Source organism: Streptomyces sp. NBC_00503, from assembly GCF_036346895.1.
In the GTDB taxonomy this organism is placed as follows: Bacteria; Actinomycetota; Actinomycetes; order Streptomycetales; family Streptomycetaceae; genus Streptomyces.
Genome location: NZ_CP107855.1, coordinates 3,314,759 through 3,333,714, shown reverse-complemented (window position 1 = coordinate 3,333,714; position 18,956 = coordinate 3,314,759). Strand labels below are relative to the sequence as shown.

General features: G+C 72.3%; 18 protein-coding genes. 10 read left to right on the top strand and 8 right to left on the bottom strand.

Annotated features, from left to right (window positions below; all coding sequences use genetic code 11):
• Window positions 1-28: 28 nt before the first annotated feature.
• Window positions 29-343 carry an ArsR/SmtB family transcription factor gene (locus OG490_RS15425; protein WP_330296862.1) on the bottom strand — a complete coding sequence of 105 codons (315 nt, stop codon included), beginning with the start codon at window positions 341-343 and terminating at the stop codon, window positions 29-31.
• 107 nt (window positions 344-450) lie between these two features.
• Here OG490_RS15425 and OG490_RS15420 point away from each other — a divergent pair, with 107 nt between their 5' ends.
• A complete protein-coding gene (locus tag OG490_RS15420) occupies window positions 451-879 on the top strand; it encodes an arsenate reductase ArsC (protein WP_330296861.1) in 429 nt (142 codons plus the stop codon).
• 213 nt (window positions 880-1,092) lie between these two features.
• Complete coding sequence (fabV, locus tag OG490_RS15415) at window positions 1,093-2,307, top strand: enoyl-[acyl-carrier-protein] reductase FabV (protein ID WP_330296860.1); 1,215 nt, start codon at window positions 1,093-1,095, stop codon at window positions 2,305-2,307.
• Window positions 2,308-2,379: 72 nt separating this feature from the next.
• Here fabV and OG490_RS15410 read toward each other — a convergent pair whose 3' ends face one another.
• Window positions 2,380-3,108, bottom strand: coding sequence for a tyrosine-protein phosphatase (locus tag OG490_RS15410; protein ID WP_330296859.1), 729 nt, complete (start codon window positions 3,106-3,108; stop codon window positions 2,380-2,382).
• A gap of 146 nt (window positions 3,109-3,254) precedes the next feature.
• Between OG490_RS15410 and OG490_RS15405 the strand changes: the two genes are divergently transcribed.
• Window positions 3,255-5,429, top strand: coding sequence for a hypothetical protein (locus OG490_RS15405; RefSeq protein ID WP_330296858.1), 2,175 nt, complete (start codon window positions 3,255-3,257; stop codon window positions 5,427-5,429).
• On the opposite strand, the gene OG490_RS15400 is transcribed toward OG490_RS15405, so the two are convergent.
• Window positions 5,352-6,491 (bottom strand): hypothetical protein, encoded by a 1,140-nt coding sequence (locus OG490_RS15400; protein ID WP_330296857.1) that lies wholly within the window; start codon window positions 6,489-6,491, stop codon window positions 5,352-5,354. The genes OG490_RS15405 and OG490_RS15400 overlap by 78 nt on opposite strands.
• A gap of 91 nt (window positions 6,492-6,582) precedes the next feature.
• Window positions 6,583-6,999: a hypothetical protein gene (locus OG490_RS15395; RefSeq protein ID WP_330296856.1), complete on the bottom strand. Its 417-nt coding sequence runs from the start codon at window positions 6,997-6,999 to the stop codon at window positions 6,583-6,585.
• A 105-nt stretch (window positions 7,000-7,104) separates the two neighbouring features.
• On the opposite strand from OG490_RS15395, the gene OG490_RS15390 reads away from it, so the two are divergent.
• On the top strand, window positions 7,105-7,521 hold the full coding sequence (locus OG490_RS15390; RefSeq protein ID WP_330296855.1) for a hypothetical protein: 417 nt from the start codon (window positions 7,105-7,107) through the stop codon (window positions 7,519-7,521).
• Window positions 7,522-7,553: 32 nt separating this feature from the next.
• Here the strand turns inward: OG490_RS15390 and OG490_RS15385 are convergent, their stop codons facing one another.
• A complete protein-coding gene (locus OG490_RS15385; protein WP_330296854.1) occupies window positions 7,554-8,474 on the bottom strand; it encodes a zinc-binding dehydrogenase in 921 nt (306 codons plus the stop codon).
• Between the two features lie 178 nt (window positions 8,475-8,652).
• Window positions 8,653-9,933, bottom strand: coding sequence for a M6 family metalloprotease domain-containing protein (locus OG490_RS15380; protein WP_330296853.1), 1,281 nt, complete (start codon window positions 9,931-9,933; stop codon window positions 8,653-8,655).
• Between the two features lie 271 nt (window positions 9,934-10,204).
• Here OG490_RS15380 and OG490_RS15375 point away from each other — a divergent pair, with 271 nt between their 5' ends.
• The 4 genes from OG490_RS15375 to OG490_RS15360 all read left to right on the top strand — a co-directional run bounded on the left by OG490_RS15375 (window position 10,205) and on the right by OG490_RS15360 (window position 13,947).
• The gene (locus OG490_RS15375; RefSeq protein ID WP_330296852.1) at window positions 10,205-10,990 is read left to right on the top strand and encodes a TetR/AcrR family transcriptional regulator; all 786 of its coding nucleotides are present in this window, start codon (window positions 10,205-10,207) and stop codon (window positions 10,988-10,990) included.
• Window positions 10,991-11,065: 75 nt separating this feature from the next.
• Window positions 11,066-12,604 carry an MFS transporter gene (locus OG490_RS15370; protein ID WP_330296851.1) on the top strand — a complete coding sequence of 513 codons (1,539 nt, stop codon included), beginning with the start codon at window positions 11,066-11,068 and terminating at the stop codon, window positions 12,602-12,604.
• Window positions 12,605-12,725: 121 nt separating this feature from the next.
• On the top strand, window positions 12,726-13,547 hold the full coding sequence (locus OG490_RS15365) for a dioxygenase family protein (RefSeq protein WP_330296850.1): 822 nt from the start codon (window positions 12,726-12,728) through the stop codon (window positions 13,545-13,547).
• Window positions 13,540-13,947, top strand: coding sequence for a hypothetical protein (locus OG490_RS15360; RefSeq protein WP_330296849.1), 408 nt, complete (start codon window positions 13,540-13,542; stop codon window positions 13,945-13,947). The genes OG490_RS15365 and OG490_RS15360 overlap by 8 nt, the downstream gene beginning before the upstream one ends.
• Here the strand turns inward: OG490_RS15360 and OG490_RS15355 are convergent.
• Window positions 13,919-14,566, bottom strand: coding sequence for a Uma2 family endonuclease (locus tag OG490_RS15355; protein WP_330296848.1), 648 nt, complete (start codon window positions 14,564-14,566; stop codon window positions 13,919-13,921). The two genes, OG490_RS15360 and OG490_RS15355, sit on opposite strands and share 29 nt — an antisense overlap.
• Window positions 14,567-15,117: 551 nt before the next feature.
• Here OG490_RS15355 and OG490_RS15350 point away from each other — a divergent pair.
• The gene (locus OG490_RS15350) at window positions 15,118-16,095 is read left to right on the top strand and encodes a sigma-70 family RNA polymerase sigma factor (RefSeq protein ID WP_330296847.1); all 978 of its coding nucleotides are present in this window, start codon (window positions 15,118-15,120) and stop codon (window positions 16,093-16,095) included.
• Between the two features lie 116 nt (window positions 16,096-16,211).
• Here OG490_RS15350 and OG490_RS15345 read toward each other — a convergent pair whose 3' ends face one another.
• A complete protein-coding gene (locus OG490_RS15345) occupies window positions 16,212-17,243 on the bottom strand; it encodes a helix-turn-helix transcriptional regulator (protein WP_330296846.1) in 1,032 nt (343 codons plus the stop codon).
• 63 nt (window positions 17,244-17,306) lie between these two features.
• On the opposite strand from OG490_RS15345, the gene OG490_RS15340 reads away from it, so the two are divergent.
• Window positions 17,307-18,881 carry an MFS transporter gene (locus OG490_RS15340; RefSeq protein ID WP_330296845.1) on the top strand — a complete coding sequence of 525 codons (1,575 nt, stop codon included), beginning with the start codon at window positions 17,307-17,309 and terminating at the stop codon, window positions 18,879-18,881.
• Window positions 18,882-18,956: the final 75 nt, after the last annotated feature.

The window sequence follows — 18,956 nt, the reverse complement described above, 5'->3', positions numbered from 1 at the left end:
CGGGCAGGTGAGGGGGGAACCAAGCGGGCTATGGGCAGGACCGCTTGATGTTCGCTTCGGAAGTGGCACGTGCGGCCTGCGCGAGGCCGGCGAACTGACCGGCGATGGCCTCGATGACTTCCGGGCGGAGTCTGTAGTAGATGAAGCGGCCGCACGGTTCGGTTTCCACGACCCCGGCCTCTCTGAGCACCTTCAGGTGGTTGGAGAGGTTGGTCTGCTTGGCGCCGGTCTCTTCCACGAGGTGCGTGGTGCACAGCGTCTCGCGGGAGAGCAGGGTCACGATCTGAAGCCTGAGGGGGTCTGCCAGGACTCGGATCAGTTCAGTGTCGACTGACGTCATCATGGACTGATACTGTCACATCATCCAGGGCTGATACCAGTCGGTGCTGAGTCGTTGCCGATTGGACGCGATGGACGGTCCTGCTGACCCTGCCGATGAAGGAAGAACCGATGTCCTCCACCCCGCTCGCGTCCGTGTTGTTCGTCTGCATCCACAACGCGGGCCGCTCGCAGATGGCCGCCGGTTTCCTGCGCCACCTCGCGGGCGACCGGGTCGAGGTCCGCTCGGCCGGCTCCGTACCTGGCGAGCAGATCAACCCCTCCGCCGTCGCCGCCATGGCCGAGCTGGGCATCGACATCTCCGACCAGAAGCCGAAGGTCCTGACCCCCGAGGCCGCGCAGGCGTCGGACTACATCATCACCATGGGCTGCGGCGACGCCTGCCCGTACTTCCCCGGCAAGACCTACCTCGACTGGCAGCTCGAAGACCCGGCCGGCCAGGGCGTCGAGGCCGTCCGCCCCATCCGCGACGAGATCAAGGGCCTCATCGAGGGGCTCATCGCAGAGATCGACGCCAAGAACACGCAGAAGCAGGCCTGACCGACGCGAACGCCGCCACCGCTGACGCTCGCCGGTCATCGTCGGAACACTCCAAGACAGGCGCGTGATCGTTGTGGCGGGCAGGGCAAGTGCCCGCGCGCGTGCTGGCGCAGACTTGCAGGGCGCGGTGGCCCGACCGGCCGTCGTGGCGGGCCCCTTCCCCTTCGCCTTCCCGTCTCCGTCCCCGTTCCTGCCGATCCAAGGACTGCCGTCGTGAACGAGCGCGTTCTCACTCCCCGCAACCGGGGCTTCCTCTTCCTCGACTCCCACCCGGCCGGGTGCGCGCAGTTGGTGGCCGACATGTGGCAGGCGTGCCCCGCCCCCGCCGACGTGCCGGAGGGGGACGGGCCGGTCGCGCTGGTCGTGGGTTCCTCCGCCGGATACGGTCTCGCGGCCACGCTCGCCGGACTCAAGCGCGTCGGCATCCGCGGTATCGCGGTGTCCTTCGAGAAGGCCCCCACGGTGCGGCGTACCGCGACGGCCGGCTGGTACCGGACGGCCGCCACCGCCGACATCGCCCGCGCCGCCGGACGCGACCTGGTCTTCCTCAACGGCGACGCGTTCTCCGACGCGATGAAGGAGCAGGTCGCCGACCTCGTCGAGCAGCGCTTCGGCGGCCGCCTGGACTACCTGATCTACTCCGTGGCCGCGCCCCGGCGTACCGACCCCGCCACCGGCGCCACCTACGCCTCCGTCCTCAAGCCGATCGGCCGGGCCAGCCGGACCAAGACCCTCGTCTTCGACGACGAGGGCCTCGGCGAGGTCCGCGAGGTGGAGACCGGGCCCGCAGAGGGCGACGACGTGGAGCAGACGGTGGCCGTGATGGGCGGCGCGGACTGGGAGCGCTGGATCGAGCACCTCGACGGGCGGGGCCTGCTCGCCGAGGGATTCGCCACCGCCGCACTGTCCTACATCGGCTCGTCGCTGACGGAAGCGATCTACCGGCAGGGCACCATCGGCGCGGCCAAGGCCGACCTGGAGGCCACCGCCCGCACCCTGAACGAGCGGCTCGGGAAGACGGTGGGCGGCCGGGCCGTCACCTCCGTCAACGGCGCCGCCGTCACCCAGTCCTCCACCGCGATCCCCGGCATCGCCCTGTACACCGGCCTGCTGCGCGGAGTCCTCGCAGACGGCCTGGTCCCGCCGATCCACCAGCTCGCCGCCCTGTGGGACCAGCTCACCGGCGTCGCCCCGCTCGACCTGGACGACGAGGGCCGCGTCCGCCTGGACGGCTTCGAACTGGCCGACGAGGTCCAGACGGCCGTCGCCGAACGCTGGGAGGGCGCCACCACGTCGACCATCGCCGACCTGGCCGACCTCGACTGGTTCCGCGCCGAGGTCCGGCGCCTCTACGGGTTCTCCGTGCCCGGCATCGACTACGCGGCGCCGGTGGCCACCGACGTCCCCTGGCCCGACCACACTCTCTGATCCCCTCGCCCGTCTGATCGTCAGACCGTCACACCGCCCGCCCGCCCGCCCGCCCGCCCGCCCGCCCGCCCGTCAGTCCGTCAGCAGGCGGGCCCGCAGGGCGGCCTTCGTGGCCGGGGTGATGCCGACGCGCTGCGTGAGGTAGGCCTCGACCGAGCCGTGGCGGGTGGTGAGGTCCGCGAGGGTCAGGCGAAGGATGTCGGCCGGAGCGCGGCCGTAGGACGGCCAGCGCATGGTGCGGCCGGGGTTGGCGGTGTGCCAGTCGGCCGTCAGGCGGGCGGTGGCCAGCTCCGTCAGGGCGAAGTCGGCGAGGACCTGCTCCTCGTCGACGCCGAGGAGGGTCAGGACGAGGGCGGCGATCAGACCGGTGCGGTCCTTGCCCGAGGTGCAGTGGAAGACCGCCGGTCCGGGGCCTTCGGCGATCAGCTCGATCGCGGCGCGGATCTCCTCCACCCCGTCCTCGGCGACCTCGGCGAACCGGTCCGCGAGGAAGCGCCAGGGGTCGATTTCCGGGTCGATCTCCGCCTGGTCGTAGGGCCGGTGCTCGATGCTGAGGTTGGCGTACGTGAACCGCTCGGGCTCCGGTATCCGGCCCTTGGCCTCGGCTTCCCACGGGTAGCGCAGGTCGATGACGGTACGGATGTCGAGGCCGAGGAACCGGTCCCAGTCGGCGCCGTCCAGCTTGCCGAGCGAGTCGGCCCGGTAGAGGACGCCCCACGCGACGGTGGCGCCCTCGGCCGTGCGATAGCCGCCGAGGTCGCGGAAGTTGTGGAGTCGCTCGAACTCGATGTGGCGGGTCATGGGCGGTTCCCCCTGGGCTTGAGCCGGTGTACTTCGGTGATCCACATTCAATACATCCCGCCGGATCTGGGCCAGGACCGGCCAGGACCGGCCACGACCGGCCGGAAGCCTCCCCTCCGAGCGGCCCCGCTGGGAAACTGCGCCCCGTGGACTCGTACGCGGGCTCGGGCCCGGACTCGGTGAACAACAGCATCTCCGGCGGGAACTTCTACGGCCCGGTCATCATGGGCCGCGACACCCACATGCCCGAGCATGGCCTCATGGCCGCGCCCGTACCCCGCATGCTGCCCTTCGGCCCCGACGGGTTCGTCGACCGCGAGGTCCCGCGCGCCCGCCTGGACGAGCTGCTCGCCGGGAGCGCCGGCCAATCCGCCCCGCAACTGGTGCTGTTGCACGGCACGCTGGGTGTCGGCAAGACCGGCCTGGCGCTGCACTGGGGCCAGGAGCGCCGGGAGGCGTTCCCCGGCGGGGTGTTCTACGCCGACCTGACCCCGCAGGGGCTCGGCCACCCGGTGGAAGCGGATGCCGTGCTGGAGTCCTTCCTCGGGCAACTCCGCATCCCCGTCGCGGAGATGCCCGCATCGGAGGCGGAGCTGGCGGCCCGGTTCCGCAGCCTCACCGCCGGGCAGCCCGCCCTGGTGGTGCTCGACGGGGTCCCCAGCGCCGCGGCCGTCCGGCACCTGTTGCCCGGGCATCCCGCGAGCATGGTGGTGATGACCAGCCAGTTCCGCCTCGGCGCCTTCGCCGAGGGCCGGCTGCCGGTGCGGCTGCCCGTCCCGGCGCTGGACGAGGAGGCGTGCGCCGCGCTGTTCCGTGCGGTCGTCGGGGAGGACGTGGCCTCGTCGGACGCACTGCGTACGGTGCTGCGCGCCTCGGCCGGGCTGCCGTACGTCGTCCGCATCGCGGCCGCGCACGCGGCGGACCCGGTGAGCGGCGGAGTCGAGGAACTGGCCGCCCGGATCGAGCGGGAGAACATCCTGGAGGTGCTCGAGGTGCCGGGAGACGAGGGCGGCGACCCGGACGGGGCCCTGGATCCGCTCGATGGCCAGGCGACCGCCCGCCGCGTCTTCGATCTGGCGCACGAGCGCCTCGACCCCCGGCTGCGCGCCGGGTTCCGGCTGCTCGGGCTGCACCCCACCCCGGAGTTCCCGGCCGCGTTCCTCGAAGCCCTGGCCCCCGGAACCCTGCGCGGGCTGCACGGTGCCGGGCTGCTGGAGCCCGCCGAGCCGGGCCGGTTCCGGATGAACGGGGTCCTGCACGGCTATGCCCAGACCCTGGCCGCGGCCGACCCCGCCGCGCGGGGCGCGGGGCTGGAGCGGGTGATCGACTGGTACCTGCGCCGGGCGGCCGCCGCCGAGCGGAAGATCTCCCCGCGCTGGCGGGCCGGCGAGCTGTTCCCCGACCCGGACCCGGACCGCGGCACCGGTCCCGACGGCGCCCCCGGCCCCTTCGCCACCAGGGCCGAGGCGATCGGCGCCCTGGAGGCGGACCGGCACACCCTCGCCGCCCTGGCCGAGCTCCGCGAGACCGGCCCCGCCCGGCTCTGCCTGCTGGCCCAGGCCGTCCACGCGATGTTCCTCGACCGGGGCCACCACACCCTGTGGATCCGCATCGCCCGCCTCGCACAGGAGGCCGCTACCGACACCGGGGACGGGCTGATGCTCGCCCGGATGCACTACGAGCTGGCCTTCGCCCTGGGCGACCGCGGTGCGGCCGAGGACGTGGAGGAGGCGCGGCTGCACTACGACGCGGCCCGCGAGAGCGCCCGCCGCATCGGCCACGAGCGCACCGAGTCCTCCGCGCTGGAAGGCCTCGGCCGGATCGCGGTCGCGCAGGGCCGGCCGCAGGACGCCGCGGAACTGTACGCACAGGCCCTCACCGCCCTCGGCTCGGTGGAACACCCGCGCGGGCGCGCCCTGTTGGAGTACCACCAGGGCAACGCGGCCGCAGCCGGCGGACAGTACGACCGGGCCGCCCGCCACCTCGCTACGGCGCTGCGCGCGTTCGAGACGTTGAAGGACGAGGCGAACGTGGCCAAGACCCGGCTCCGCTCGGCCGCCGCCCTCCTCGCCGCGGGCCGCCCCCGGGAGGCGGCCGCCCCCCTGGAGCTGGCGCTGGAGGCCTTCGCCGAGGGGACCCTCAACCGGGCCGACGCCGTCCTCGTACGGGGAGACCTGCGCGCGGCCCTCGGCGACCCGGAAGCCGCCCGGTCCGACTGGCAGGCGGCCCTGGCCGCCTACGAGTCACTGCGGAGCATCCGCGCCGAGGAACCCCGGATCCGCCTCGCCCGCATCCCGGACCAGGGCGAGCCGGGCCACTGAGACCACCCCGCCGGCCCGGATCCCGAACTCGCCCTCCACCTCCCTGCCTTCGCCGAGCAGGGCCACCAGCACCGACCCGGCCAGCGAGGGCTCCGCGCCGCCCGACACCGCGAACTCCCGCCCGTCGCGCAGCCGGAGCCGCCCGCCGGACACCACCAGTCCGCAGTGGGAGTTCCGGGCGAACACGGCCGCCGGATCCGTCCCCGGCCGCGCGACCAGCACGTCGGCCATCCCGCGCAGCCGGGGGTCGGGCTCGGCGGCATCGGCCGTGACGTGCGCGTCGGGCCCGAGGTGGGCGGTCATCCGGCCCTGGAGCTCGGCCGGATGGCGGCGGACCCGTACCTCCCGGTCCCCGATGGCGGTGGAGACGTAGGACGCCGGGACCAGCGGGCTCGGCGCGGCGGCGGGCTCCGGCAGCGGCGCCGGCCGGGCCACGACGGAGAACTCGGGCTCGGGCAGCCGGAGATGGCGGTAGCACAGCACCCGCAGCAGGGCGGCGGCCCGCCCGGCCCGCGAGGTCAGCCGGTCCGCGGCTGCGGGCAGGGCGCGGGCCCGGGCGAGCTGCGCGGCCAGCGGCCGGCCCGGGTCGAGGCGCGGCAGGGCGCCGCCGAGCCAGGCCATGGCGGACCCGGCGGCGACGGCGGAGTCGTCGAAGGCGGCCAGCATTCCGGGCATCCCGCGCGCGGCGGCGTACAGGCTCAGTGATCCGTGGTCGCCGAGGTAGACGTCGGCGGCGCACAGTGCGGCCTTCCAGCCCTGGCCGGCGGGCGGCGGCAGGATCAGCCCGGCCCGCAGGGCCCGCGCCAGCCACCTGCGGATCTGGTCCTCCCCGTGGCCGTACCAGGCATTGGGGTGGACGGCGGCGAGGACGCGGAATTCATCGGAGGGCAATTCGGCGAGGGCGCGCTCGACGAGCGCGATATCGGTGCCGAAGAGGGAATCGCCGCCCCAGGTGGAGGTGATCAGCAGGAGTTTCTGCTCGGGCCCGATTTCGAAGGCCGCCCGGTAATCCGCGCGGAAGGGGTCCGAGGCGTCGAGCTCGTCGGCCACCGGATCGCCCACGACGTGGGCGTACGGGAGGGCTTCGGGGCAGTCGCGGCCCAGGCGGGCGAGCTGTTCCTCGTGTGAGAGGACGATGACGGACGGGACGACCTCACCGTCGTGGAGCAGCCACTCGGCAGTCAGCCCGAAAGCCCCGGCCCCGGCCCCGGCCTCGGATTCCGGATTCCGGATTCCGGATTCCGGATTCCGGATTCTTGCTGAGCTTTTTATTGTATCCAGCCCCGTGCGGGGCGCCAATGAGCGGTGCGGAAATATCTTCCAGATTTCCGCCGCGGCTGGTGCTCACCGCCAGATCGAACCGCTCCTTCAGCGCGCTCTCCCACGGCAGGAAGAACAGCCCGTGCGCGGAGACGAATTCCGCGATCCCGTCCTCGAAGGCCGAGGACCCGGTGCACGTGAACACCACCCGCACCCGGGGGTCCGCCTCGAAGACCTGGAGCACGTCGAGGAGCCGGGTCGCGGAGGTGACGTTGTGGATGACGCCGAGGACCGTGCGTTCGGCCGGCACCGTGAGCCACCGCCGTGCCGGGAGGCCGCGCTCCGTCCGCACCCGCACCACCGCCGCTTTCCCGATCCGCCCGCGCCGCCGCCAGCCTACGGCTAGCGTGCGGACATGGATGTTGCGGCACTGGTGACGGCAGGCGCGACCACGATCGTCGGGCTGATGGCCTCGGACGCGTGGAACTACGCGAGCGGCCGCTTCGCCCGCCTCCTCGGGCGTACGGACGACAGGGCGCGGGCCGGGGCGGACGGCGGCCTGCGCGCTTCGCGCGCCGAGCTCCTGCTGGCCCGCGCCGACGGCGACGAAGCGGCGGTCGCCCAGGTCGAGGAGGGCTGGCGGAACCGGCTGAGGCTGGCGCTGGAGGCCGACCCGCAGGCCGTGCGGGAGCTCACCGAGCTGCTCGACGAGGTGAACCCGGGCTGGCGCGAGGCGGCTTCGACCTCCGTGGTCCAGAACACCATCACCGGCGGGACCTTCAACGGCACGGTCATCCAGGGCCGCGACTTCGGCTCCACCAACCCCGCCTGAGAGCTGAGCCCTGAGGGCTGACGCCTGCGGGCTCACGCCCCCATCGGCGCGTCCGGCCGGGGGAAGAGGATGACCGGCTTGATCATGCCCGGCTCCCCGGCGGCGAGCCGGGCGAAGGCCTCCCCGACGCGGTGGAAGGGGAACTCGTGGGTGGTGATCACCGTCGGGTCCACCAGCCCGTCCTCGATCAGGTGCAGCGCCCGCGCGAGGCGCGCACCGCTGCTCCGGGGCGGCCGGCAGCGGGCGTAGGTGATCCTCCCGCCCTCGGCGAGCCCCCGGCGGGCCGCCGACGCGGCGGCGGACGAGGGGCTCGCCATGATCGCGCGGTCGGCGCCGCGGCCGCCCGTCAGTTCCAGGATCCGCTCGGCGGTGTCCTCGTAGGCCGGGTCGATGACCACGTCCGCCCCGAACCGCAGGGCGAGCCGCTGCCGCTTCATCTCCGGCTCGACCGCGATGACCCGGGCGCCGCGCAGCCGGCCGGCTCCGATGGTCGCGCTGAGTCCCACGGCGCCCTGCCCGAAGACGACGACGGTGCCGCCCGCGGGCGGCCCGGCCTCCTCGGCGGCGGCGAAGCCGGTGGGGAGCGCGCCGGCCGCGTAGAGGGCCTGGTGGTCGGTGATGGTTCCGGGGAGCGGGACCAGCCCGGCTCCGGCCGCCGGGGCGCGGAAGAACTCGGCGAGCCTGCCGTGGCCTTCGACGCCGACGCGCCGGGTGACGAAGGACGGGCAGACCCCGGGGCCCACTGCCTCGACGACGCCCACGGCTTCGTGGCCGAGCCCGGTGGGTGCTCCGGCGGCGGTGTGCCCGTCCCAGGCGCAGATGAGCGCGGCCGTGGTGCGTACGAGGACCTCGCCCGGCCCCGGCTCGGGGACGGGCCGCTCGATCACGGTGGGCGGTGCGCCGGTCCGGGGCAGCGCGAAGGCCTTCAAGGGGTCTCCTGTACGTCGTGACACGGCTGGTCCTTCAACCTTCGCCGTACGGCCGCGGTCCCGCGGGGGGCCGTAGGTCGCGAGACGCCGGGCCGAGCGACTCGATCTGACACCGCTTCCGTCCCGGGCAGGACCGGGCATGACCGGGCAGGCCCCGGCGGGGCGCGGCGTGACGGGGCACCGCGCCGGGTCGGGAGCCGCGTCACGGACGGGTGACCCGGACCTGGTAGCTGCCGTTGCGCAGTTCGCCGACGACGGAGACGCTGATGCCCGCCTTCTCGTCGGTGAAGGTCTCGCCCGGCTTGTACGGGGCGTCCGAGAGCTCCGCGTGGACGTTGGGCCGCCGGGTGCAGCCGCCGCTCGCGCCGGCGCTGTCGGCGACGGTGACCGGTCCGCGGCCGGTGTCCACCTCGGAGTCGACCTTGTATATGAGGACCCCGGGCTTGCAGACGGCCTCGTCGTTCCCGGCCCGGGTGCGCACTTCCACCGCGTAGCCCGCGCTCTCCGAGACGGGGATGAACGCCAGCTTGGTGCCGCCCTCGGTGGCCAGCGGGGACAGGATGTGGTCGCTGGTCCCGGATTTTCCGGCGCAGCTGATCTGGGAGCTGTCGAGCCAGCCCAGCTTCCACTTGTGCCAGCCCAGCAGGTCGTTGTTGGCGCCCCAGTCCTCGCTCATGACGTCCCAGTGCCCGACGGTGCCCCCGCCGTCCGCGGTGTAGAGGTCGGGCAGGCCGAAGACGTGCCCGTTCTCGTGGGGGAGCACGCGGTAGCCGGTCTCCCGGTAGGAGCCGGAGCCGTCGTCCTGGCGGCTGTAGATGAAGGAGGTGTTGGCGAGCGGGACGCCGTCGGCCATCGGGGCCTCGGCGTTGCCGGAGAAGGTGACGGAGAGGACGGTGTCGAGGGCGGAGGGTCCGGCGTTCGGGGTGACCAGGATGTTGATCAGGTCGTACCGGGAGAAATCGACCTCGGCGTCGGCAGCCTTCACGATGTGCTCGACGAGCTGGCGGTAGCCGGGCTCGTACGCGGACCCGCGCTCGATCCCGTACGCCGCGAACGGCATCGGCATCCGCAGCCAGTTCCGTATCGGGGACTCGGCCCGGTAGCTGAGCCGTCCGTAGGAGCTGGTGCGGAACCAGTCCGAGGTCTGCGGGAAGAACTCCGCGAGCCGGTCGGTGGCCGCGCCCTCGCCCTTGGCGTCGGGGAAGTCGATCATCAGGTTCAGGGCCCGGACCTCGCCGGTCGAGCGCGCGTATCCGGGCGGGGTCGGCAGCCCCTCGGACATCTGGACACCCATGGCGCCGGCGATCCGGCAGGGCGCGAGCGCCGATTCGACGCTCGTCGCGGCCACCGGGCCGGCGGCCGAGTGGCCGCGGTTGGCTATGCCGGTGCTGGCGGTCGCGGTGACGCCGAGGGCCAGCGCGGTGATGCCTATGTAGACGCTGGTGCGGTGCGGCTTGCGTATCCGGTGGCGCGTCTGCGGCATGGCGATCGGCCTTCGGGTCCGCGGCAGCCGGCCGGGTCCGGTCTGCGCTCTGTTCGATCACCCTCCGACGGCCGGGACGTGCTCGCGCGCCGGGAGAGGCCAAACGGGAGCAGTGGGCCTGGAGTGGTGTGACCCAGGTCACACGGGAGAGTGAAATAACCGGGGACGCTCTCCCCGTTTGAACGAGAGTCCCCACGAACCGGGGAGCTGCTCCCCGTTTCGAGTGGACGTACGAGCAGACCTACGCGTCACCGTGCCGAGGAGGCCCCGGATGAAGAGCCCCGCCACCACCGCTCCGGCGGCCCTGCCCGTACCGGGACCGGAGGTGGCTCTCGACCTGTCGGCACCGGTCTGCCGGGCATCCGCGGCGGCATCCGCGGCGGCGTCCACGGCGGGGCCCTCGGAGGCGCTCGCGGCCGCCGTCGGCGCGCACCCGGTCCCGCGGCCGCGCGCCGATGCGGTCCGCAACCGGGAGCGCATCCTGGCCGCCGCGCGCGAGGTGCTCGTGGAATTCGGTCCGGCCGCCCCCCTCGACGAGATCGCCCGCCGGGCGGGCGTGGGCAATGCCACGCTCTACCGGCACTTTCCCGACCGGCCCGCGCTCATCCACCACGTCGTGGTGTTCGTGATGGACCGGGTCACGGAGCTGGCCACCGACTCGCTCACCGAGGAGCCCGACGCCTTCGCCGCGCTCTGCCGCTTCACGCACGGGGCGGCGGACGAGCGGATCGGCGCCCTGTGCCCCATGCTCTCCAGCGACTTCGACAAGGAGCATCCGGAACTTCTCGCCTCCCGGAACGCGTTGGAGGATGCGGTGGAGACCTTGCTGGCCGTCGGCCAGTCCACCGGGCTGCTGCGCTCCGACATCGGCGTGGGCGATCTGATGATCGCCCTGTCCCAGCTCAGCCGCCCCCTTCCCGGCACCGCGTGCTTCGACACGGACGTCTTCGTCCACCGTCATCTGCAGCTGTTCCTCGACGGGTTGAGGGCCCCGGCCCGCTCCGTCCTGCCGGGCGCCGCGACGACGCTGGCGGACCTGAGGCGGAAACCCATGTGACGCGCCCGGTCCTCCTCGGTTCTCCTTAGCTTTCAGGCATTTTCAGTCATCTCGCACCAGAAAATGGGTATCCCCATGTCAAAAACAGCCGCGAATCCGCCGCTGGCTGCCTCCGCCGACCCCAGTCGCTGGAAGGCCCTGGTCTTCATAGCCCTGGCGCAGCTGATGGTCGTCCTCGACGCCACCATCGTGAACATCGCGCTGCCGTCCGCCCAGACCGACCTCGGCATCTCGGACGGCAACCGCCAGTGGGTCATCACCGCGTACGCGCTGGCCTTCGGCGGACTGCTCCTCTTCGGCGGCCGCATCGCCGACAAGTGGGGCCGCAAGAACGCCTTCATCACCGGTCTGATCGGTTTCGCCCTGGCCTCCGCGCTGGGCGGCGCCGCACAGGGTGAGGCCATGATGCTCGGCGCCCGCGCCTTGCAGGGCGCCTTCGGCGCACTGCTCGCGCCCGCCGCGCTCTCGCTGCTGGCCGTCATGTTCACCGACGCCAAGGAGCGGGCCAAGGCCTTCGGCATCTACGGTGCGATCGCCGGTGGCGGCGGCGCCGTGGGTCTGATCCTCGGCGGGTTCCTCACCGAGTACCTCAACTGGCGCTGGACCTTCTTCGTCAACATCCCGTTCGCGATCATCGCCGCCGTCGGCGCCTGGATGATCATTCGCGAGCCGGCCGGCGGCCGCAACCGCGCGCCGCTCGACATCCCCGGCGTGATCCTGTCCACGACCGGCCTGGTCGCCCTGGTCTACGGATTCACCCGCGCCGAGTCGGCCGGCTGGTCGGACGGCCTGACCATCGCCATGTTCATCGCCTCGGTGGCGCTGCTCGCCGCGTTCGTCGGCGTCGAGTCCCGCACCCGCTCCCCGCTGCTGCCGCTGCGCGTCCTGCTGGAGCGCAACCGCGGCGGTGTCTACCTCTCGCTGGGCCTCGCCGTCATCTCGATGTTCGGCCTGTTCCTCTTCCTCACCTACTACCTCCAGGTCGTGAAGGGCTTCTCGCCCGTCAAGACCGGCTTCGCCTTCCTCCCGATGATCGCGGGCATGATCACCGGCTCCACGCAGATCGGCGCCCGCCTGATGACGCGGGTCCCCCCGCGCCTGCTGATGGGCCCCGGCTTCATGGTCGCCGCCGCCGGCATGCTGATGCTGACGCAGCTGGAGGTCGGCTCCTCCTACCCGGCGCTGATCCTGCCGGCGCAGGTGCTGCTGGGTCTGGGCATGGGTACGGCGTTCATGCCCGCCATGTCCCTGGCCACGTACGGGGTGAACCCGGCCGACGCCGGTGTCGCCTCCGCGATGGTCAACACCTCGCAGCAGGTGGGCGGCGCGATCGGCACCGCCCTGCTGAACACGATCGCCGCCTCGGCGACGACCGCGTACCTGACCGACCACGCGGCCGCGGCCGCGGCGGGCGGCCCGGCGGCGAAGCTGATCCAGGCGCAGGCCATGGTCGAGGGGTACGCCTCGGCGATCTGGTGGGCCGTCGGCATCCTGGTCGCCAGCTCCCTCATCGCCCTGACCCTGATCACCACGGGCCGTCCGGGCGCGGGTGGCCCGGTCGCCGGCGGCGAGGGCGCGGAGGCCGACGTACAGGTTCCGGTGATCGCCCACTGACCCGCGGGGCCCCGGCTCCGGGGTAGCGCGAATGACTGACGACCCCGCATCGTTCAAATTTGAACGATGCGGGGTTAGTCTTTTCTCAGGCGGCCCGCCGCGACGATTCCTGGAGCCCCTGATGACGACGACCGGCACCACCGGCACCACCGGCCCGACCCACGGCGCGAGTGCCCGGATGCCCGCGCTCTACCTCAGCCACGGAGCCCCGCCCCTGGCGGACGACCCGGTCTGGCCCGGCGAACTGGCTGCCTGGTCCGCGGCCCTGCCCCGCCCCCGCGCCGTCCTGATGGTCTCCGCGCACTGGGAAGAGGCCCCGCTCGCCCTCGGCGCCACGACACGGGTCCCGCTGGTCCACGACTTCTGGGGCTTCCCCGAGCACTACTACCGGGTCCGCTACGGGGCCCCGGGCGCCCCCGGGCTGGCGGCGGCCGTGCGGGGGCTGCTGAAGGCCCCGGGCACCCCGATCCAGGACATCCCCGACCGGGGGCTCGACCACGGCGCGTACGTCCCGCTCGTGGAGATGTTCCCGGAGGCCGACATCCCGGTCCTCCAGATATCCATGCCCACGCTGGACCCCCGCCGCCTGATGGAGATCGGCCGCAGGCTCGCCCCGCTGCGCGACGAAGGGGTCCTGATCGTGGGCAGCGGCTTCTTCACCCACAACCTGGCCGCCCTGCGCCACCCCGGCCCCGGTGTGCCCGGCTGGTCGGCGGAGTTCGACGAGTGGGGCCGCGAAGCGCTCGCCGGCGCCGACGTCGACGCCCTGCTCGACTTCGAGGCCAAGTCCCCGGCCGGCCGCCTGGCGCACCCGCGCACGGAGCACTTCGCCCCGCTGTTCGTCACCCTGGGCGCTGCCGAATCCGACCTCGGCTCGGCGATCGCCACCCCCATCGAGGGCTTCTGGATGGGCCTCTCGAAGCGGTCCCTGCAGTTTGGCTAGGCCCGGAGCGCCCGAGGCCGCCGACGGAGAGCCGCTGTGGTGCCCGAGCGGATCGGCGTACGCGCCCGAGTCGGTGGTGCTCGCGGTCCGCGCCGGACTCGACGGCCCCCCGGCCTACCTCCCGGCCCCGCGCCCGACGGCCGAGGCCCTGGCCGAGCTGGAGCCCGGGACCGAACCGCGCCGACTGCTGCGCCTGGCCTCCCACTGCGTCCCGCACTGCCTCAACCGCGCGGGGGACACCTGCACCCTGGCCGTCCGCCTGACCTCGCCCCCGCCGGGGGCCGCCGCGCTGCCCGACTGCCACCTGCGCCCGGCCTGCAAATGGTGGACCCAGTCGGGCCCCCGCGCCTGCCGCGCCTGCCTGCAGGTCGCTACCCGCAGCCCCGCCCAGGACCGGTGACGTCCTCCCCGACGGCGAAGCCCTTGGCGGGACCGATCGGGATGGTGATCGTGGTGCCGTAGGCCGCCCGGACCTCATCGCGGTAGGTGGCCGCGTCCGGATCGGGGGCGGTCAGCACGGTCACGGTGCCGTTTTCGTCGTGGTCGTCGATGAGGACATAGACGGGAATGCCTGCCCGCGCGTATTCGCGCCGCTTGCGGGTGCGGTCGCGCGTAATGCCGTCGCTGCCGGGGGAGACGACTTCGACGATCAATTGGACGGCGGAGGCCTTGATGCCGATCCCGTCCTCGCTGCTGTGCTCTTCCGCGTCCTCGGGTGCGACCAGGACATCGGGGATCCAGGCCTTCCGTGCCTGGATGACATTGGTGTCCTGGAACGCCGCGAACTCGCTCCGGTCCAGGAACTTGTCCAAGGCGCGGCGGAGACGGTTGGCGGCCTGGCTGTGCGACAAGCGACCCGTGGGTGACACCTCGATGAACCCCTCGACGATCTCGGCGTGGTAGCCCTCGGGGAGTTCCATTGCTTTCCATGCCTGCCACAGGGCGTCGTCCAGGTCCGACGGGGGAGTCGCGACCTTCGGCATTACGGCCTCCAGCGTCTCGTGGGCGAGAGCGGTCATGTGCAGCACCTCCTCTAAGTGTGGGCGTCGCCGGCCGGGCGGCACAAGCGACTCCCCGACGCTAGGAGCGCCCTGTCGCATGCCGCAGGAATATGCCCGAAGCTCACTCGGACGAGTGGCCAGCCGGTTTGGTGCGAAGCGCGCAGTTTGTGACGTATCCGGCGATTCGATCGCCAGTCCAGGCAACCAGAAGCCGGCGCGGGCCGTCTTCAGGGTGGGAGTGCAGTCGTGGGCGGTGCTGTCCGGGAGTGAAAGCGGTCGTGGCGCATGTGACGGCGGTCTCATGGGGCCAGTGGTCACACAGGTCCGTGAGGGGTTCCGGATCGGCCTCGAATCCGGGTCTGACCTGCACCTCTTCGAGCTCTGACGGCATCGCGGATCCACTCGGATCGAGTGGTGGCGGCGCAGGATACTGCAAGATCTCGAAAACGAGGAGGAGGTGTGGGAATTCTGTCCCGATTCCAGTCGTTGTTTCCTTCGGAAGCGGGCACTCGGGAGAGTGTCCAGGCAGCCGCACCACCGCGACAGAACTCATCGCAAAGGGAGCACGCATGGCAACCCGCGCCGTCGCCCGTCGTCAGTCCACGAGCAGCGCTCGCGCAGTGGGCGGGGAGATCGCAGACCGCGACCTGGTCGGCATGTACCTCGACGAGATCGCGCGTACCCCGCTGCTCGACGCAGCCAAGGAAGTCGAGCTCTCGCAGATCATCGAGGCGGGCGTGTACGCCCAGCAGATCCTCGACGGGGCGATAGAGCGCAAGGGCGGTACGCCCTCCCAGGAGGAGCTGGAAGCACTGGCCGCCGAAGGCGAGCGCGCCAAGGAAGTCTTCATCCGCTCCAACCTCCGCCTGGTCGTCGCCGTCGCCCGCCGCTACCCGCGCAGCGGCCTGCCGCTCCTCGACCTCATCCAGGAGGGCAACGCCGGCCTGGTGCGCGCGGTCGAGAAGTTCGACTACGCCAAGGGCTTCAAGTTCTCCACATACGCCACCTGGTGGATCCGCCAGGCCATCACCCGCTCCATCGCCGACCAGTCCCGCACCATCCGCCTCCCCGTCCACTTGGTGGAGGAGCTCGGCCGGATCCGCCGGGTCCAGCGCGAGTTCAACCGCGAGAAGGGCCGGGACCCGGAGCACGCGGAGATCGCCGCCGAGCTGGACTCGACGGAGAAGCGCGTGGGCGACGTCCTGGACTGGGCGCGCGACCCGGTCAGCCTGAACATGTCGGTCGACGAGGACGGCGACACGCAGTTCGGCGACCTGCTCGAGGACACCTCGGCCATCTCTCCGGAGCAGTCGGTCATGTCCTTGCTGCGCAGCGAGGAGCTGGAGGACCTGCTGGGGAAGCTGGACCAGCGAACCGCGTCGATCATCAAGATGCGTTACGGCATAGATGACGGTCGGGAGCGTACGCTGACGGAAGTGGGCAAGCAGCACGGCCTGACCCGTGAGCGGATCCGCCAGATCGAGAAGCACGCCCTGCTGGAACTGAAGCGGATGGCGCGCGACACCGGCTTCGACGCGGTGGCCTGACCGGCCCCCGACGCAGCCCCCAAGACGAGCCCCCGGCGCCTATCCCCCCAGGCGCCGGGGGCTCCCTCGTGTGAACGAGGAGCCGGGAAGCCGGGGAGGGGGAACGCCCCCGCCCGCTAAGCCCCCGCCGACTCCGTCAGGCGCGCGGCCAGCGCGCGGGCTCCGGCCGCCAGGGCCTCGGGCCCGTGCACGGTGAACGGCACCCCCGTCAGCGCCAGCCGGGCCGCCAGCCACTCCGGGGAATCCGCGGACTCGAACCGCACCCGGACCCCGTCCCCCGCGCCGGGCCCCTGCTCCGGCTCCGCCCCCGCGCCGGGCCCCTGCTCCGGCTCCGCCTCCGCCCCCGCCCCCGCCTCCGCCCCCGCGCCGGAGACCACGTGCTCGCGCAGCCACTCCGGCAGCGCCTCGCCGGGTCCCGCGAAGGAGACGTCCACCTGGTGGGTCTCCCGGCCGTGCAGGCCCCGGCGGACGAACTCCACCGGGTCCATCGGCAGCTCCCGGCCCGTGTACCGGGCCCCCGTCGCGGTCGGCTCGGCCATCCGGTCGACCCGGAAGGTCCGCCAGTCCTCGCGTTCCATGTCGTACGCCACCAGGTACCAGCGGCTCCCGGTGCTGACCAGCCGGTACGGCTCCACCAGTCGGCGCGAGGCCGCGCCGTCCCGCGCCCGGTAGGCGAACCGCAGCCGCTCCGGCCCGGCCACCGCCGACGCGATCGCCGTCAGTGTCCGCGGGTCCACGCTCGCGCCGTCCCCCCGGGTCGCGGCGACCGTCGCCGACTGCAGCGCGCTCACCCGGCGGCGCAGCCGCCCCGGCAGGACCTGCTCCAGCTTCGCGAGGGCCCGTACGGACGCCTCCTCCACCCCCTCGATCGCATGCCCGGCCCCTGCCCGCAGGCCCACCGCGATCGCCACCGCCTCCTCGTCGTCCAGCAGTAGCGGAGGCATCGCGGCGCCCGCGACCAGGCGGTAGCCGCCCTCGGCCCCGAGCGTGGCCTCCACGGGATATCCCAGTTCCCGCAGCCGGTCGATGTCGCGCCGGATCGTGCGGGCGCTCACCCGCAGCCGCTGCGCCAGTTCGCTCCCCGGCCACTCGCGCGGGGTCTGGAGGAGGGAGAGCAGGCTGAGCAGCCGGGCCGGGGTGTCGGTCATGGATTCAAGGTTGCCAGCCAAATAGGACACCAACTGACCTAGATCCCGTCTAAGTTTGTACTCATGAGCACCGAGACGACCCAGTCATCGCCCGAAGGAAAGAACGGGCCCGTACAAGAAGAGCGGACCGACACCCCCGTAGAGACCAGCTCTCCCGCCGACCGCCGCCGCTGGCTGGCGCTCGCCATCGTGATGACCGCGTCCTTCATGGACCTGGTCGACGTCACGATCGTCAACATCGCGATACCCAGCATGCGCCAGGACTTCGGCGCCTCGACCAGCGCGATCCAGTGGATCACCGCCGGCTACGCGCTCGCCTTCGCCGCCGGCCTGATCACGGGCGGCCGTCTCGGTGACATCTACGGCCGCAAGCGCCTCTTCCTCGTCGGCGTCGCCGGCTTCACCATCGCCTCGCTGCTCTGCGGCATCGCGGCCGACCCCGCGATGCTCGTCGCCTCCCGCCTGCTCCAGGGCGGCATGGCGGCCATGATGGTCCCGCAGGTGCTCGCGATCATCCACGTCACCTTCCCGCCGCACGAGCGCGGCAAGGTCTTCGGCATGTTCGGCGCGATCGTCGGCCTGGGCGCGGTCTCGGGGCCGATGCTCGGGGCGCTGCTCACCGAGTGGAACCTCTTCGGCCTCGAATGGCGCACGATCTTCCTGATCAACCTGCCCGTCGGCGTCGCGGCCGTGATCCTGGGCCGCAAGTTCATCTCCGAGTCCAAGGCCCCCAAGGCCCTGCGCCTGGACCTGGTCGGCGTCGTGCTCGCCACCCTCGCCCTGGTGATGCTGATCTTCCCGCTCACCAACGGCCGCGAGAACGACTGGCCGGTGTGGGGCTTCGCGAGCATGATCGCCTCGCCCCTGGTCTTCGCCGCCTTCATCGCCTACGAGAAGTACAAGATCCGCAAGGACGGTTCCCCGCTCGTCGAGCTCTCCCTCTTCGAGATCAAGAGCTTCGCCGGCGGCATCACGGTCCAGCTGGCCTTCGGCCTGGCGACCGGCATCTTCTTCCTGGTCTGGACGCTCTACATGCAGATGGGCCTCGGCTGGACGCCGCTGCACGCGGGCAGTACCGGCATCCCCTTCTCCCTCGCCGTCTCCGTCGCCGCCGGCCTCTCGGTCGAGAAGCTCGTCCCGCGCTTCGGCCGCAAGGTGCTCCAGGCCGGTGCGCTGGTCATGGCCGCGGGCGTGCTCCTCTACATCTGGGAGGCGGAGCGCTACGGGAAGGACATCGTGTCCTGGCAGATGGCCGCCCCGCTGATCGTCATGGGCATCGGCATGGGCCTGATCGTGGCCCCGCTGAACGACACCATCCTGTCCGAGGTGCCGCGCGAGCACGCCGGTTCGGCGTCCGGCCTGATCAACACCACCGGCCAGATGGGCAACGCGCTGGGCCTCGCCCTCACCTCCGTGGTCTTCTTCGGGCTGATCGACGACGACATGGTCCTCGGGCTGCCGTACGTCGAGGCCTTCCACAGCGCGCTGTGGTGGGTCGTGGCCGTCCTGGTCGCGATCTTCGCGGTGATGTTCGTGCTGCCGCACAAGCCGGTCCCGATCGACGAACGCGAGGGCGGCCGGGCGCACACCCCCGAGCAGTCCGCGGACGGGTCCCCGGAGCGGGCCCAGGTCGGGTAGACGATCCTCCGCACCCCTGACGGGCATGTCCGCTTCTGTTGGCGGGCATGCCCGTTTATTTTGTTTTCGGGCCGA

Coding starts and splice junctions, on each gene's coding strand:
- OG490_RS15390 (WP_330296855.1), top strand. CDS start 7,105: ATGGATGTTGCGGCACTGGTGACGGCAGGCGCGACCACGATCGTCGGG.
- OG490_RS15340 (WP_330296845.1), top strand. CDS start 17,307: ATGAGCACCGAGACGACCCAGTCATCGCCCGAAGGAAAGAACGGGCCC.
- OG490_RS15345 (WP_330296846.1), bottom strand. CDS start 17,243: ATGACCGACACCCCGGCCCGGCTGCTCAGCCTGCTCTCCCTCCTCCAG.
- OG490_RS15375 (WP_330296852.1), top strand. CDS start 10,205: ATGAAGAGCCCCGCCACCACCGCTCCGGCGGCCCTGCCCGTACCGGGA.
- OG490_RS15365 (WP_330296850.1), top strand. CDS start 12,726: ATGACGACGACCGGCACCACCGGCACCACCGGCCCGACCCACGGCGCG.
- OG490_RS15410 (WP_330296859.1), bottom strand. CDS start 3,108: ATGACCCGCCACATCGAGTTCGAGCGACTCCACAACTTCCGCGACCTC.
- OG490_RS15350 (WP_330296847.1), top strand. CDS start 15,118: ATGGCAACCCGCGCCGTCGCCCGTCGTCAGTCCACGAGCAGCGCTCGC.
- OG490_RS15370 (WP_330296851.1), top strand. CDS start 11,066: ATGTCAAAAACAGCCGCGAATCCGCCGCTGGCTGCCTCCGCCGACCCC.
- OG490_RS15380 (WP_330296853.1), bottom strand. CDS start 9,933: ATGCCGCAGACGCGCCACCGGATACGCAAGCCGCACCGCACCAGCGTC.
- OG490_RS15420 (WP_330296861.1), top strand. CDS start 451: ATGTCCTCCACCCCGCTCGCGTCCGTGTTGTTCGTCTGCATCCACAAC.
- OG490_RS15355 (WP_330296848.1), bottom strand. CDS start 14,566: ATGACCGCTCTCGCCCACGAGACGCTGGAGGCCGTAATGCCGAAGGTC.
- OG490_RS15425 (WP_330296862.1), bottom strand. CDS start 343: ATGATGACGTCAGTCGACACTGAACTGATCCGAGTCCTGGCAGACCCC.